Here is a 14,115-nt window from a genome sequence, read left to right on the forward strand (position 1 = left end):
CCAGGTTCGAGTCCTGGATGGCCCATGACAAAGAAGACTCCGGTCTTCTTTTTTTGTGCAAGAAGTTAAGATAGTTACGGGTTTTGGCTTCTTTTTTGTGTTTTCAGATAGCTTTTATCAGCATATTGGTTTTAGAACAACTTTGTCTAACCTATCCAGAAATTGTATAATCAGATTATGGAGAAACTGGAAAATGACAATTTAAAGCCCTTTGATATTGATCATCTGAGTGCAGATCAAAGTGGTATTTTTGCTGATTTACAAGAGTACATAAGTGAGGGTTTGAAGACACCCGGCCATCACGTAGCGGTGATCGAAGGCGCTGCAGGAACAGGTAAAAGCGTTTTACTAACAAAGCTGTTCAAGAATATTCGACGAGGTATGAAAGACCCTGACAGTCCCTATCAGGGGTTAAAAACGGTTTTTACCGTTAACCATCCAGAGCTGTTAAAGGTTTACCAGGAAATGGGCGCGCGCTATCGAGATCTTTATAAAAAAGATTATGTTCGGCCAACATCACTGATTAATAGTGCGCTTAAGACGGATAGTCACTATGATGTCGTTTTAATCGATGAGGGTCATCTCTTACTTAGTAAGCGAGAGCCCTATATTCGTTTTTTCCAGGACAATCAATTAACTGAGATTATCAAGTTAGCGAAGGTTGTGGTCGTTGTTTTTGATTTTCAGCAAGTCATTCAGGGCAAGATGTTTTGGAATGAAAAGCTGTTAAATCAGGTTTTAACTCCCTATGACCATCGAATTTTCCCAATGAACTTTCAATATCGAATGGAAGCTAATGCTTCAGTTTCGACCTGGATTGATAACTTTGTCACTGGCAAACTGTCCCCTTTGCCAGCTGATCAGGGTGATTACGACCTGCGCATCTTTGAACGAGCAGATGCGCTCTTTGAAACAATTAAGGCGCGCAACCAGCAGGGTGGTCTAGCACGTGTGCTGGCAACAACCGGCTTTCAGCGGCGGGCCGATGGTGCCCACCATGTGGTATTGGATGGGTTTGACTTACCATGGGATGAATTTGATGCGCAGGTTAAGACATGGCCGAACAGACCGGAATCAATTAACCAGGTTGGTTCCATCTACACGGTTCAAGGCTTTGATCTGAATTATGCGGGTGTCTTGCTGAGCCCAGCATTTGAGTATGATGTTAAGACCGACCGGATGATTGTTAATCCGACAAAGGTGACTCACAAAGAGATTTATAAAAAGAACCCTAATTTGACGGATGCTGATGCCATCGCCCAGGCCAAGACTGATTTTATGTACAATGCTTTAAATATCTTAGCTAAGCGTGGTAAAAAAGGGCTGTATTTAAAGGCAGCTGACCCTGACCTTAATAACCGCTTGCTTGAATTGCAAGCTCAAGCAAAATAAAAGAAGCCAAAACCCTTAATCGGGTGGCTTCAACTAGAAAAACCGGTTATTCGGTTTTTTTATTCAATTAAATTATTCGACAGACCATTCATCAAAGTTAGCGATAAAATCAGTTGGTTGGTTAACTTCTTTGGCCACTTCGGCCGGTTTGGAAACGCCGGTGTAAACCAAGAGGGTATCGAGGCCGTTTTTGATACCAGCCAGGATGTCGGTGTTGTAGTTGTCACCAACCATGACGGGACGGTCGGGATGGTTGAGTTTGGCCAGCGCACCTTCCATAATTGGGGCTTCTGGTTTAGCAATAATAGTGGGTTCTACTCCGGTTGCCGTTTTGAGAGCAGCGACAAGAGAACCGGCACCAGGCAACATACCCTCTTCACTTGGCAGGTTTGTATCAGCATTTGTCGCGATAAACTTTGCTCCACGAGCAATGGCGAAGGTTGCTTCCTTGAGCTTCTGGTAGGTGAAGTTACGGTCGAGTCCCATCACAACAACGTTGGCTTCATCAGCTGAAACTAGGTCGATGCCGGCATTTGCTAAGGCATCTTTTAGGCCAGCTTCGCCAATTAGATAGACCTTTTGGCCACCATCAGTCAAACCTTTAACATAGTCAGCGGTCGCCATGGCTGAGGTATAAACTTGGTCAACCGTTGTTTTGATACCATGGTTGATTGTTAGGTTGTCAGCGACGTCCTTGGCTGTTTTTGTTGAATTATTGGTGACAAACAGGTAAGGAATCTTGGCAGTCTGCAACCGTTCAATAAATCGTTTAGCGGCTGGAATGGGTTGCTTGCCATGGTAGATGGTTCCATCAAGGTCAATTAAATAAGCATTATACTTTGGCATAAAAATATCCTCTTTAGCGGTTCGATTGATTCTATTGTCACGTATTTATTTAAAATTAGCAAGGGAAAAAGAGCGGGTTTTAAAAACAGAAAAAAGATACGTGCTTGAAATGATTTTTAACTGAAAGCCCTCACAAATAGGCGTATAATGGCCTTATTATGGAAAAAGACGTACAAAAAAAGCCGCATCGTTTAAAGGCGGTTGAAGAAGCAGGTCGAACAAAAATCCAGACCCGCTTAGGTTTTTATACATTATTAGTTTCGCTATTCATCTTGAAAACTTTTTTGGCTTACGGGATGGATTTTAACTGGATGCACGTGTCGTCATTGTATCAAGTTTTCTTGATGTTGATTAACCCAATCGGGTTTACGATGCTGATTTTTGCGTTGCCGTTATTCTTTAAAAATCGTAACCTGTATTACGGTGGGATGATGGTTTTATATACAGCGCTGACAACCTACCTTTATATTAGTGTGACTTATTATCGTGAATTTACTGACTATTTGAGTGTTAACGTGATTTTGAACTACTCGTCAGTTAACCAGGGTGGTAAGGCGGCTGGTGCGATTAGTTTTAGCGCCCACGACTTTTTATTTTGGATTGACGTTGTGATTCTTTTAGGTTTTTTGTTGTTTAAAAAGATTAAACGTGATCGAAAAGAGGTGCGTCCTGGCAAAACCTCAACCTTGATAGCCATTGGCTGGTTAATGATCATGGCCAATTTGGCACTGGCTGATGTTGATCGGCCCCAGTTGTTGACGCGGCAATTCGACCGGGAATATTTGGTTAAGTATTTGGGTATTGGTCCCTTTACAATCCTTGATGCCTATAACACCTTTAAGACCAGTCAGGTGCGAAAATCAGCGAAACCTGAAGAACTGCAAAAGGTGAAAAAGTACGTTCAAGACCACTATGTTGGCATGAATCCAACCTATGCTGGCAAGGCGAAGGGTAAGAACGTTATTGTGATTCATTTGGAGTCATTCCAACAGTTTTCGATTGATCGGAAGGTCAACGGACAAGAAGTAACACCGTTCTTAAATTCTTTGTATCACAGCAAGGATATGATTGCCTTCGATAATTTCTTCCACCAGGTTGGCCAAGGAAAAACGTCCGATGCTGAAAATCTATTAGAGACATCGACTTATGGTCTGCCACAAGGTTCGCTCTTTGCCAAGTTGGGTAATGACCAGACTTTCCAGGCCATGCCGTCAATTTTGAACCAACGAGCGGGCTATTCATCAGCTGTTTTCCATGGTAATACCGGGTCGTTCTGGAACCGAACGAACGTCTATAAGAACATGGGTTATCAGAATTGGATTTCGGGTGAGTACTTTGATACGAGTGGCAAAAAATCAACCGCTTGGGGCTTGAAAGATAAGTTACTCTTTAAGGATTCAGTTCCATACCTGGAACGATTGCAACAGCCGTTTTATGCGAAGTACATCACGGTTTCCAACCATATTCCATACGAAATTGATAAGGATGACCAGGATCCTAATTTCCAAACGTCTAATTCCGGTTCTAAGTATATTGATAATTACTTTATTACTAACCATTATTTGGATCAGGCCATTAAAGAATTTTTCGATTATTTGAAGAAATCAGGTTTGTACGACAATACGATGGTTGTGCTTTATGGTGACCACTACGGTATCAATAACACGGATACGAAGTATTTGGCCCCACTTTTGGGTAAGGATCCAAGCAACTGGACGGACCTGGATAACGAAAACTTGCAACGGACACCATTGATTATTCATATTCCAGGATTAAAAAATGGGGGCATTAACCACACCTATGGTGGTGAAGTTGATGTGGCTCCAACAATCGAGCATCTTTTGGGGATTTCAAGTAAACGTTATATTCAGTTTGGCCAGGACCTTTTGTCGACGAATCGAAGCCAATTGGTTGTGATGCGTAACAAGGATTGGATGACGCCAGAGTATGCTTCTATTTCTGGTACAATCTGGGATACTAAGACGGGTGAAAGGGTCATTGATCCAACGCCCGACCAGGAAAAATTGTTTAACAAGTATCAGACAGAAGCAAATGAAAAGCTTGCCATGTCTGACACGCTGAACCAGAAGAATTTGCTGCGTTTCTACCATCCAGACGGCTTTAAGGCGGTTGATGCAGCAGCCTATGATTATTCGAAATCGAAGACATTGGCTCGCTTCAAAAAGGCCAATGAAAATCAGAGTTCAACGTCCTTGTACACTCAGCATGGCGATCAGAGTACTGTTGGTGACTATCTCACGAATGCGCCGGAAATTAATGATAGCCCAGATTCATTGCTATCGGACTATCCAGGTGCTTCAGTCGCTTTTGCGCCAAGTAGTGCAAGCAGTAGCAGCAGTGTAAGTAGTAGTAACTAACACGAAATCAGGGGAAACCCTGATTTTTTTACTAGGGAAAAGAAATGGTTGCAAAATATCAACGAGAAATTACCATTATGGATTGCTTTGCCGGCTTGGCGGTGAAAGATTACTTGAAACAGATTTTTTTGCCAAAGCATTTGCGGGGGAATTTACGACAATCAAGGGGTTTACAGGTTAATGGCCAACAGGTCTCGACAGCATACGTTTTACGGACTGGTGAGCATTTAACCCTGACCTTCCGAGAAGAGGTCTTCTTGGACCATCAGGGCCCTTATCCGGCCAACATGGCGGTCTCCCTTGCCATAGTCTATGAAAACGAGGACCTGATGGTGGTGAACAAGCCCGCTGAGATGAAGATGCACCCGCATTCGCCGACGGAAACGGATACGCTGCTCAATTATGTGAATGGTTATCTTCAAAAAAATCCGCAAAAGTCAGCTGGTCAATCGGCTCAGGCCTTTATGGTCCACCGCTTGGATCGGGCGACCTCTGGACTAGTCATCGTGGCTAAAAATCCAATTGCTGTACCGATTTTAAACCGGTTGATCAAAGAAAAAATTATTCAACGCACCTATCTGGCACGGGTTACTGGTCTCTTTGACCAAAAGACCGGAATTTTTGACCAAAAAATAGGCAATCATCCAAGTGATGATCGCTTGCGTTGGCTTACGCCTTCTGGCCAAAACGCCACAACCCACTATCGGGTCTTAGAAGAAGATAGCGAACGCGACGAGAGCCTTGTCCGCCTTGAATTGGAAACGGGTAGGATGCACCAGCTTCGGGTCCATTTGGCCGGCAATGATCATCCTATTAATGGGGATGATTTGTATCAGGGCAAGGCTGGTAAGCGACTAGCCCTGCATTCAACGGCTCTTTTATTGGTCTTACCTTTTACTGGTGAACAAGTTTTGTTAGAAAGGCGAGAGGGTCTGATTTAAAAAATTAGTAATTAAAAAGGTCCTGACTTTCTGGTCAGGACCTTTGTTGTGTTATAAAAGATGATTATTCGGCAACTGATTTAACAACGGCGTCATCTTCGTTCATGAAATATTTAACGACCAAGCCGGCTAAGAGACCACCCAAAATCTCGGCAATTAAGAAGTACCAGAGATGGGCAGAGGAGGCCAATCCCTTGTAAAGAGCTGGAGCAAGGACGCGAGCGGGGTTAACCAGGCCGTTTGTAAGGGGATAAGTTACAAAGGAAATCAGGGTGAAGCTAATCCCGGTGATAGCGGCGCTTTGCTTGACGTGCTTTTTCAATGCCACTAGGGTGATAAAGACTAGGACAAAGGTAAAGAACAATTCAATGGCCACTGCTAACCAAACGGAAATGGCACTGGCTGCTGATGGTTCTAACAAGGAGAACAATTGGCTCGCCTTAACAGAAGACGTTGATGAAGAGGATGAGGAGCTTTGTTGTGCATTAATGATTGGGATTAACGTATAAACCGAAAGGGTCAATCCGGCAAAGGCACCAAGGAATTGGGCGAGGAAATAACCGCCAAAGGTTTTCCAAGAGATGTCTTTGTTGATGGCTGCTCCTAAGGAAATGGCGGGGTTAAAGTGACCACCGTTAGCCATGGGGCCAAAGATAAACATCAAGGCTGCTAATGCTAGGCCAAAAATCGCCATGGCATCAAAGAGCTGACCCGTTTGGAAGGTCGTGACGTAAATCAAGGCAGTGGTCGCGAAGATCACCAACAGCATCGTCCCAAAGAATTCTGCAAAATATTTGCGCATAAAAAAAGCTCCTTTTATTTGTACTCAACTGCTCATTATACAGCTTTGACATAAAAGAAACTTTAAAAATTCTAATCTTTTCTCGCTTACTTGTGTAAGAGCAGCGCATTGATGGCCACAACAACCGTTGAAAGCGACATCACGATGGCCCCAATCAATGGGTTTAACATGATGCCGGCAAAGGCGAAGAGGCCGGCGGCGGTTGGAATGGCTAGGATGTTATAGCCAGCTCCCCACCAGAGGTTTTCAACTTCTTTGCGGTTAGCGTTATGGGCTAAGTTAATTAAATCGATAATCTTTGGTAGCGATTGCGAAATCAACACGGCATCGGCTGAAGCCTGGGCTACGTCGGTTCCCGCACCAATGGCCACTGACAAATCAGCTTGAGCCAGGGCTGGAGAATCGTTAATCCCATCGCCGATCATCATCGTCTTACCCTTTTGTTGGTACTGCTTGACCAAGTTGATTTTGTCTTCTGGTGAGACTTCTGCCTGGACAACATTGATTCCCAATTCTTGGGCGACCTTATTGGCCGTCTTTTTGGCATCACCCGTGACAAGGACAGGGGTAATTTGATGGGCCTTAAGTTGGGCAACAAAGTCTTTGGCTGAATCTTTAATGCTATCACCAAGGGAGACAGCGGCCAAGACTTGATGGCCGTCGGTTAGGTAGGAAATGGAACCATCGGCATCCAGTGGTTCGAAGTCGATGTGTTGTTCCGTTAGGTAACGTGCTGAAACCAGGAAGTAATGCTGACTGTTGACGGTACCACTAATCCCAGCTCCAGCAATGGTTTGGACATCCTGGCCGGCCGTAACGGTTACACCATCGTCTTTTGCTTTTTGGACGATAGCCTTAGCCAGAGGATGGGAAGACTGCTGTTCAAGGGCGGCCATGATGGCAAGGGCGTCGTGGTCGCTGATTTTGTTCGTGACTAATTTCTGCACTTGAAAATGACCGTTAGTCAAAGTACCGGTCTTATCCATTAGGGCATAATCCAAGTGCTTAGCTGACAGCACTGCGCCGTGCTTTTTAATTAAAATACCATCCTTGGCTGCCAGTGCCTTGGTTCGCTGGATAACCAATGGAATGGCCAAACCTAAAGCATGGGGGCAGGCAATGATGAGTGTTGTTACGGCGATATTAAAGGCGGTTGTTAGGCCGCTAATAGCGGTCCAAATAAGGAGTGCCAAGATGGCAGCCGTTAAGCCAACCCAGAAAAGCCAGCCGGCAACCTTATTGGCTAGCGATTCGGCCTTGGAGGAGCTGGCTTCCGTTTGGTTCAAAGTCTTTTTGAGGTGGCCGATAAAGGAATCATCACCGACGGCTGAAACCTGAACGAGCAAAGTGCCTTCGCCGTTAATTGTTCCACCAATGACGGAGGACTTTTCAGCCTTTTTGACAGGCTTTGATTCACCGGTCATGAGGGACTCGTCCACTTGGGATGAACCTGAAAGGACGGTTCCATCGGCGGGGAAAGATTCACCGGCCAAGACCTGAACGACAGCACCATTCGTGAGGTCACTGACGGGCTTGTCGGTGAAGGAATCGCCTTCCTTAACATGGGCCGTTGCTGGAGTAAGCTTTGAAAGTTCGGAGGTTGCGTTGCCGGCCTTCATAGTGGCTTGCATTTCGATCAGGTGCCCCAAGAGCATGATGACGACCAGGGTACCGAATTCAAGGAAGTAGTCCATGGCATCGACCTTAAAGAAGGTCTTGGCGATAAAGGCATAGACGGAGACCCAGAAAGTCACTAAAAGTCCCATAGAAATCAGCGACATCATCGCTGGTTTCTTTTGCTTCAACTCGATTTTCGCGCTCGAAAAGAAGGGTTGGGTACCAACAGCATACATGGCGACTGCCAAAATTAACATTACCCAGTTAGAACCGGGGAATGTCAATGTGATCGGTAGGTCAACGCCCATAAAGGGGGCGACGAAAAGGAGTGGAATCAAGAGGGCGAAAGACCACCAAAACCGCTGCTTCATATTGCTGTGGTTCATTGGCATACCGCCCATGTCCCCCATGCCAGACATATCGTGGTCCATTCCGGGCATGCTACCCATGTTTGACATGTCGTGGTTTTGGTGGTCCATCTTCATTTGGCCGTGGTCCATTTGCATGTGGTTGTCATGGCCCTGATGATTGTGACCCATATCCATGTTGCCCATGTCACCGTGGACATCGTGAGAGTGGCCCATCTTCATTTGACCATGGTCCATATTCATGTGGCCGTCGTGACCTTGATGGTCGTGGCTCATGTCCATGTGCCCCATGTCTTTTTTCTTGTTTTCTTCATGGTTTTTGTGATTCATGTGACCGTTCTTGTCAAAGTCGTCTGCCATAAAAAACTTCCTTTCTAAAAACGAATTTATTCCTTTACTGGTCTAACTTAAAACAAATTCTAATATTATGCAAGTTCTTGACCTTACATTAAAAAAATCAGCAAGATCGATTTCTAATAAAAAAGCTGTTAAAACGGGGATAGAAAGGGTTTTGAATCAAAAAAATCACTTTGATTGAGTAAGAAAATGACACTTATTTTCACATGATTGGTATAGTTCCTTTTTGACTGAGATAACAAAGAAGTTTCATTCAGGTGTGAATCAGGATGTCATCAAGGCAGCATCTAACAGTAATGAATTTTAACCAGCTTCTTGCATTTTTTGGCCAAATTATGTACATTAGTATGCGGTTATTTATCGCTTATTCTGCGCATGGTTGAGCCATTTTCGGCCAAAAAGGAGACCCTGATTTGCCCAATGAAATTGTCAGAATTTAACTATTTTCAAATAATCCAATTACCTATCTAAAAGGGGAAATTATGGCTAATCAAAATGAACAGTCGCTAGCGGCTGAATTTAAAGAAGAGGAAAGCGCCTTCTGGTCACTGGGGATTGCAACAATCGTGTTAGCGGTGGTTATCGGCTTTGCCGCACTCTTGTTGTCACTCTTTTTGGAACATGTGGAAGTTTTGTTCTTGCACTTCCATGAATCGTTCCGCCACTATAGCCCAAACAGCGCCAGTCCACTGCGACGTTTTCTATCGGTTGTAATCGGCTCGGCCATTGCTGGCTTTGTTTGGTGGGCGATTCGTTTCCGTGGACGTAAAATTGTTGGCATTAATGCTGCTTTGAAAGGTGACGAAATGCCACCGATTAAGACGGCCTTAAACGTTTTGGCTCAGATGTTCTTTGTTGGAACGGGTGGGTCCGTTGGTCGTGAATTAGCACCTCGACAGGCCGGGGTCATGCTAGCCCAGGTTTATCAAAAGAAGACTGCCAAATGGCGGTTCTTGAAGTTGAGCCAGGAGGATCAAAAATTACTCTTGGCCGCCGCCGCTGGGGCCGGATTTGCTGGCGTTTATATCTCGCCAATTACGGGTATGCTGTTTGCCGTCGAATTGCTATTGAAGAAGGCATCCGTGAAAACGATTTCGGTGTCTTTGATTATGTCGACGATTGCTGCCTTGATGGGGGCGATTGTGAAGGGCTTTGATCCTTACTATGCCTTATCAAAGGTTGATCACTTCTCGCTGATTTTACTGGTTGTTTCTTTCATCATCGGCCCAATTGCCGGCATCTTTGGGGCATGGGCAAAGCAGGCTTTTGCCTGGGCGCAGAAATATCAGGCGAAGGGAAAGTGGCTTTGGTTGACGATGCCTTTGGTCGGAGTTGTTACTGGGTTAACTGCCTGGGCCTTCCCTTACGTGATGGGGAATGGCCGTGCCACTGCCCAGTATGCCTTTTTGCAAACGGACCATCACTTGCTATACTTCTTCATCGCCCTTGGTTTAGCTAAATTTGTGATGACCTTCTTGAGCTTGTATGCCGGTGGTACCGGAGGTACATTGACACCCTCGATTGCCTTGGGAAGTGTCTTGGGCTTGGTTGCTTCCGTGCCTTTGGCACCGCTGTTTCCGGGCATCTCACCTTGGCAGTTCGCTTTGATTGGGGCCGTTGCTTTGTTGGCAGCCTCCCAGCAAGCGCCCCTGATGGCCATGTTTATGGTCTTTGAAATCAGTCATTTGGACTATTCAGCTTTGATTATCTTTGCCCTTGCAGTGGCCTTGTCATCGTCAACTGCTAAGATTTATTTGAACTGGTGCGACCGTCGTGCTGCAGCAAAATCTAAATTAAGTTAATTTCACTAGAAATGTCAGAATGTTTTTCAACATTCTGGCATTTTTTATTACAGATAATACATAGGAAAAATGCGGGTTTCTTCCCATTGTTCGCCTTTAGTCTAGAAAACCCTTTTTATATGAGAAAATTATTATTAAAGAGCGAACACAAGTCGCGTTAGTTTTGTTATCATGTTTTTAAAGCGAACTCCACTTTTTGAAAGTGGCTCTATATCGATAAAACACGAACAATACAGGAGGCGTACCGCATGACAGCGCGCGTAGCAGTGGTGATGGGTTCTAAAAGTGATTGGCCAACAATGAAGCTGGCCTTTGATTTGTTGCAAGACTTAGGAATTGCAGCAGAGAAGCACGTAATTTCAGCTCACCGAATGCCGGTTCAACTACAGGAGTTTGGTTCACAGGCCAGAGAGAATGGCTTGGACGTTATTATTGCCGGAGCAGGTGGGGCAGCTCATTTGCCTGGGATGTTAGCCGCCAGCACAACAATCCCCGTTATCGGGGTGCCAGTTAAGTCCAGCAACTTAAACGGTCTTGATTCACTTTTGAGTATTGTTCAAATGCCCGGAGGGGTGCCAGTCGGCACAATGGCTATCGGTAATTCCGGTGCCAAGAACGCAGCCCTTTATGCCGCTTCGATTTTGTCATTACAAGATGAAAAGATTGCCGCTAATTTGGCTGATTTCCGAGCTAAGCAAACGTCTAGTTCAATCGAAAGCGAGGGGGAGTTGCAATGACAGAGGCTAATCGTTACCTCGAACCAGGGAAGACCATCGGAATTATCGGTGGCGGTCAGCTAGGGCAAATGATGGCCCTTTCGGCTAAGGAAATGGGTTTTAAGGTGATTGTTTTAGACCCAACGCCAGCCTGCCCAACTGCTCAGGTTTGTGATGATCAAATTGTGGCCGAATATGACGACCAAAAGGCCCTCCAGGAACTGGCGAACCGGTCAGATGTTTTGACTTATGAATTTGAAAACGTCAGTCAAGAGGCCCTAAAGGACTTGAAGGATGCTTATGTACCACAGGGTGTCCGCCTCTTAGAAATTACCAGTAACCGCTTAGCGGAAAAAGCCTTTATTCGCGATGAAGCCCAGGTGCCGGTTGCTAAGTTTGCCCGGGTTGAAAGCCCAGCGGATTTAGATCAGGCGGTCACTGAAGTTGGTTTGCCCGGGATTTTGAAAACGGTCAGTGGTGGTTACGATGGCCATGGCCAATTTGATTTAAACACTGCCGCTGATGTTGAAAAGCTTAAGGCCAACTGGCCGGGTGGTGTACTAATTTTAGAGCAAAAGATTGCCTTTACCAAAGAAATCAGCGTGATGGTAACTCGGACGAAGCAGGGGCAATTGGTAACGTGGCCAATTTCTGAAAACGTTCACCAAAATCATATTTTGAAAACCTGCATGATTCCAGCAGCGATTACCAAAGACCTGGATAGCCAAGTCCATGAAATCGCCAAGACGATTGCCGACAAGCTTGATTTGCGTGGTGTCTTGGGCATTGAACTCTTTGTCGACCAGAACAGCAACCAGGTCTGGGTCAACGAGTTAGCCCCACGGCCACATAACTCAGGTCATTACACGATTGAAGCCTGCAATATTTCTCAGTTTGAAGGGCATATTCGCAGTATCGTCGGCTTACCAATTCCAGCAATTAAGCTCCATGACCGCGCGATGATGGTCAATTTGTTGGGGGATGAATTGTTAAAGGCGCGTCAGGCCTTCCCTGACCATGCCGACTGGCATTTCCATGATTATGGAAAGGCAGCTGTCAAGCCCGGTCGGAAGATGGGCCACCTTACGGTGGTGGGTCAACCGGCGATCGAAGATTTAAGCACATATTTCCAAACCATTTAATCAGGAGAGTAAGGAAAAATGATAGAAAATACAGTTGAATTTGACGGACAGCAACTTACCCGTGGTGACTTGCTTTATGAGGGAAAGGCCAAGCAGGTCTTTGCAACCAACGATCCTTCCATTATCTGGATGCACTACATGGACCAGGTAACTGCTTTGAACGGGAAGGTAAAGGAAGAATACAGTGGTAAGGGTGAGCTGAATTCAAGTATCTCAAACCTCCTCTTTACTTACTTGTCTGACCAGGGCTTGCAACACCACTGGTTGGGATCAATTTCTGCAACCGATGAATTGGTGAAGAAGGTTGATATCATTCCTTTGGAAGTCGTTACGCGCAACTATACAGCGGGGCACTTTGTTTCTCGCTTTGGGGTAGAGCCAATGCAAAAGTTGTCACCCCGCGTGCAAGAACTGTATTACAAGTCCGATGAGCTTGATGATCCCTTTATGAATGATTCACAGGCGGTGTCTTTGCACTTCGCCAGCGAAGCTGATTTGAAGACAATCTACGGATTGGCTGACCAAGTCAACGAACTTTTGGTTGCTTTGTTTAACAAGATTGATATTACGTTGATTGATTACAAATTAGAATTTGGTCGGTTAGTTGATGGACAAATCATCTTAGCCGATGAACTTTCACCAGATAACATGCGTTTGGTTGATCAAAAGACGGGGAAGTCCCTCGATAAAGACGTTTTCCGCCAGAAGCAAGGGGACTTGCGTGTTGGCTACCAGGATGTATTGCAACGCTTACAAGACGCGTTGAAGTAAAAGGAGTACAGAAAAAATGTATTTGGCAAAAATTTACGTAACCTACAAGCCCTCAATTTTGGACCCACAGGGGGTCGTTATTAAATCAGCCTTGGAGCGCTTGGAATACCAAGGAATCGAAGACGTTAGCCAAGGAAAATACTTCCAAGTGAAGTTAACTGGTGCTGATAAGGCCGCTGTTGCCAAGGAAGTTGAATCTTTGGTTGAAGAGTTATTAATTAATCATAATACCGAAACGTATACTTACGATTTGGAAGAAATTTAAGAAGGAGACCACCCATGAAAGCAGCTGTTATTACTTTTCCGGGTTCTAACTGTGATATGGATATGTATCACGCTTTGGAATCGTTTGATGTTGATGTTGACTTATTAGACGACCAGGCCAGTGACCTGTCAGCATACGATGCCATCTTTATTCCAGGCGGCTTTTCTTACGGTGATTACCTCCGATCAGGTGCCGTTGCTAAGTTTTCACCAGCGATGGACGCCGTTAAGGTTGCTGCCGAAAATGGTCAGTTGGTTGTTGGTATCTGCAATGGTTTCCAGATTTTGACGGAAGCCGGTTTATTGCCTGGTCAACTCTTGGTCAATGAACAACCTGGCTTTATCTGCGATGAAGTCAACTTAGTTGTTGAAAATCCTGATAGTAACTTTACCAACACCATGAGCAAGGGTGATGTCTTGAAGGTCCCAATCGCTCACGGTGAAGGAAACTATGTTACTGATGAAGTCACTCTCAAGGAGTTGGAAGACAACCATCAAGTCATTTTCCGCTACCAAGAAAATGTTAACGGCTCTATGAATAAAATTGCCGGTATCACGAACAAGGCCGGTAACGTTTATGGCATGATGCCTCACCCCGAACGAGCAGTGGACGCCTTAACCGGTAACGACAGCGGTCGTGCTTTCTTTGAAAGTCTTTTACACGCAGTCGATCAAAAAGCCCGCGCCTAATCAACACATCCGTTTTAAAGGAGAATTTG

General features: G+C 45.1%; 12 protein-coding genes. 9 read left to right on the forward strand and 3 right to left on the reverse strand.

Annotation, left to right across the window (positions count from 1 at the left end):
• Nucleotides 1-177 precede the first annotated feature (177 nt).
• Entirely contained in the window at nt 178-1,392 is a 1,215-nt protein-coding gene (locus FEFB_RS06265; protein WP_047975390.1) for a DUF2075 domain-containing protein, read from the forward strand.
• A gap of 72 nt (nt 1,393-1,464) precedes the next feature.
• On the opposite strand, the gene FEFB_RS06270 is transcribed toward FEFB_RS06265, so the two are convergent.
• Nucleotides 1,465-2,238 (reverse strand): TIGR01457 family HAD-type hydrolase, encoded by a 774-nt coding sequence (locus tag FEFB_RS06270; protein WP_047975391.1) that lies wholly within the window; start codon nt 2,236-2,238, stop codon nt 1,465-1,467.
• A 158-nt stretch (nt 2,239-2,396) separates the two neighbouring features.
• Here FEFB_RS06270 and FEFB_RS06275 point away from each other — a divergent pair, with 158 nt between their 5' ends.
• On the forward strand, nt 2,397-4,616 hold the full coding sequence (locus FEFB_RS06275; RefSeq protein WP_082131935.1) for an LTA synthase family protein: 2,220 nt from the start codon (nt 2,397-2,399) through the stop codon (nt 4,614-4,616).
• 44 nt (nt 4,617-4,660) lie between these two features.
• Nucleotides 4,661-5,557, forward strand: coding sequence for an RluA family pseudouridine synthase (locus FEFB_RS06280; RefSeq protein WP_047975392.1), 897 nt, complete (start codon nt 4,661-4,663; stop codon nt 5,555-5,557).
• Nucleotides 5,558-5,621: 64 nt separating this feature from the next.
• On the opposite strand, the gene FEFB_RS06285 is transcribed toward FEFB_RS06280, so the two are convergent.
• Both FEFB_RS06285 and FEFB_RS06290 read right to left on the reverse strand, forming a co-directional pair.
• Complete coding sequence (locus FEFB_RS06285; protein WP_047975393.1) at nt 5,622-6,359, reverse strand: MIP/aquaporin family protein; 738 nt, start codon at nt 6,357-6,359, stop codon at nt 5,622-5,624.
• 86 nt (nt 6,360-6,445) lie between these two features.
• Entirely contained in the window at nt 6,446-8,482 is a 2,037-nt protein-coding gene (locus FEFB_RS06290; protein ID WP_047975408.1) for a copper-translocating P-type ATPase, read from the reverse strand.
• Nucleotides 8,483-9,183: 701 nt separating this feature from the next.
• Between FEFB_RS06290 and FEFB_RS06295 the strand changes: the two genes are divergently transcribed.
• The 6 genes from FEFB_RS06295 (at nt 9,184) to purQ (ending at nt 14,086) form a co-directional block, all read left to right on the forward strand.
• Nucleotides 9,184-10,503 carry a chloride channel protein gene (locus FEFB_RS06295; protein ID WP_047975394.1) on the forward strand — a complete coding sequence of 440 codons (1,320 nt, stop codon included), beginning with the start codon at nt 9,184-9,186 and terminating at the stop codon, nt 10,501-10,503.
• Nucleotides 10,504-10,751: 248 nt separating this feature from the next.
• On the forward strand, nt 10,752-11,240 hold the full coding sequence (gene purE, locus FEFB_RS06300; protein WP_047975395.1) for a 5-(carboxyamino)imidazole ribonucleotide mutase: 489 nt from the start codon (nt 10,752-10,754) through the stop codon (nt 11,238-11,240).
• Nucleotides 11,237-12,361 carry a 5-(carboxyamino)imidazole ribonucleotide synthase gene (gene purK, locus FEFB_RS06305; protein WP_047975396.1) on the forward strand — a complete coding sequence of 375 codons (1,125 nt, stop codon included), beginning with the start codon at nt 11,237-11,239 and terminating at the stop codon, nt 12,359-12,361. The genes purE and purK overlap by 4 nt, the downstream gene beginning before the upstream one ends.
• An 18-nt stretch (nt 12,362-12,379) precedes the next feature.
• Nucleotides 12,380-13,132: a phosphoribosylaminoimidazolesuccinocarboxamide synthase gene (locus tag FEFB_RS06310; protein ID WP_047975397.1), complete on the forward strand. Its 753-nt coding sequence runs from the start codon at nt 12,380-12,382 to the stop codon at nt 13,130-13,132.
• 16 nt (nt 13,133-13,148) lie between these two features.
• Nucleotides 13,149-13,397: a phosphoribosylformylglycinamidine synthase subunit PurS gene (gene purS, locus FEFB_RS06315; RefSeq protein ID WP_047975398.1), complete on the forward strand. Its 249-nt coding sequence runs from the start codon at nt 13,149-13,151 to the stop codon at nt 13,395-13,397.
• A 14-nt stretch (nt 13,398-13,411) separates the two neighbouring features.
• The gene (gene purQ, locus FEFB_RS06320) at nt 13,412-14,086 is read left to right on the forward strand and encodes a phosphoribosylformylglycinamidine synthase subunit PurQ (RefSeq protein WP_047975399.1); all 675 of its coding nucleotides are present in this window, start codon (nt 13,412-13,414) and stop codon (nt 14,084-14,086) included.
• Nucleotides 14,087-14,115 lie beyond the last annotated feature (29 nt).

The sequence above is a fragment of the Fructobacillus sp. EFB-N1 genome (assembly GCF_001038455.1).
GTDB classification, from domain to species: domain Bacteria; phylum Bacillota; class Bacilli; order Lactobacillales; family Lactobacillaceae; genus Fructobacillus; species Fructobacillus cardui.

What these genes read in the sequence shown, in the direction of transcription:
- purQ (WP_047975399.1), top strand. Translation starts at nt 13,412, where the DNA reads ATGAAAGCAGCTGTTATTACTTTTCCGGGTTCTAACTGTGATATGGAT.
- FEFB_RS06285 (WP_047975393.1), bottom strand. Translation starts at nt 6,359, where the DNA reads ATGCGCAAATATTTTGCAGAATTCTTTGGGACGATGCTGTTGGTGATC.
- FEFB_RS06290 (WP_047975408.1), bottom strand. Translation starts at nt 8,482, where the DNA reads ATGCAAATGGACCACGGCCAAATGAAGATGGACCACCAAAACCACGAC.
- FEFB_RS06275 (WP_082131935.1), top strand. Translation starts at nt 2,397, where the DNA reads ATGGAAAAAGACGTACAAAAAAAGCCGCATCGTTTAAAGGCGGTTGAA.
- FEFB_RS06265 (WP_047975390.1), top strand. Translation starts at nt 178, where the DNA reads ATGGAGAAACTGGAAAATGACAATTTAAAGCCCTTTGATATTGATCAT.
- purS (WP_047975398.1), top strand. Translation starts at nt 13,149, where the DNA reads ATGTATTTGGCAAAAATTTACGTAACCTACAAGCCCTCAATTTTGGAC.
- FEFB_RS06280 (WP_047975392.1), top strand. Translation starts at nt 4,661, where the DNA reads ATGGTTGCAAAATATCAACGAGAAATTACCATTATGGATTGCTTTGCC.
- FEFB_RS06270 (WP_047975391.1), bottom strand. Translation starts at nt 2,238, where the DNA reads ATGCCAAAGTATAATGCTTATTTAATTGACCTTGATGGAACCATCTAC.
- FEFB_RS06295 (WP_047975394.1), top strand. Translation starts at nt 9,184, where the DNA reads ATGGCTAATCAAAATGAACAGTCGCTAGCGGCTGAATTTAAAGAAGAG.
- purK (WP_047975396.1), top strand. Translation starts at nt 11,237, where the DNA reads ATGACAGAGGCTAATCGTTACCTCGAACCAGGGAAGACCATCGGAATT.
- purE (WP_047975395.1), top strand. Translation starts at nt 10,752, where the DNA reads ATGACAGCGCGCGTAGCAGTGGTGATGGGTTCTAAAAGTGATTGGCCA.
- FEFB_RS06310 (WP_047975397.1), top strand. Translation starts at nt 12,380, where the DNA reads ATGATAGAAAATACAGTTGAATTTGACGGACAGCAACTTACCCGTGGT.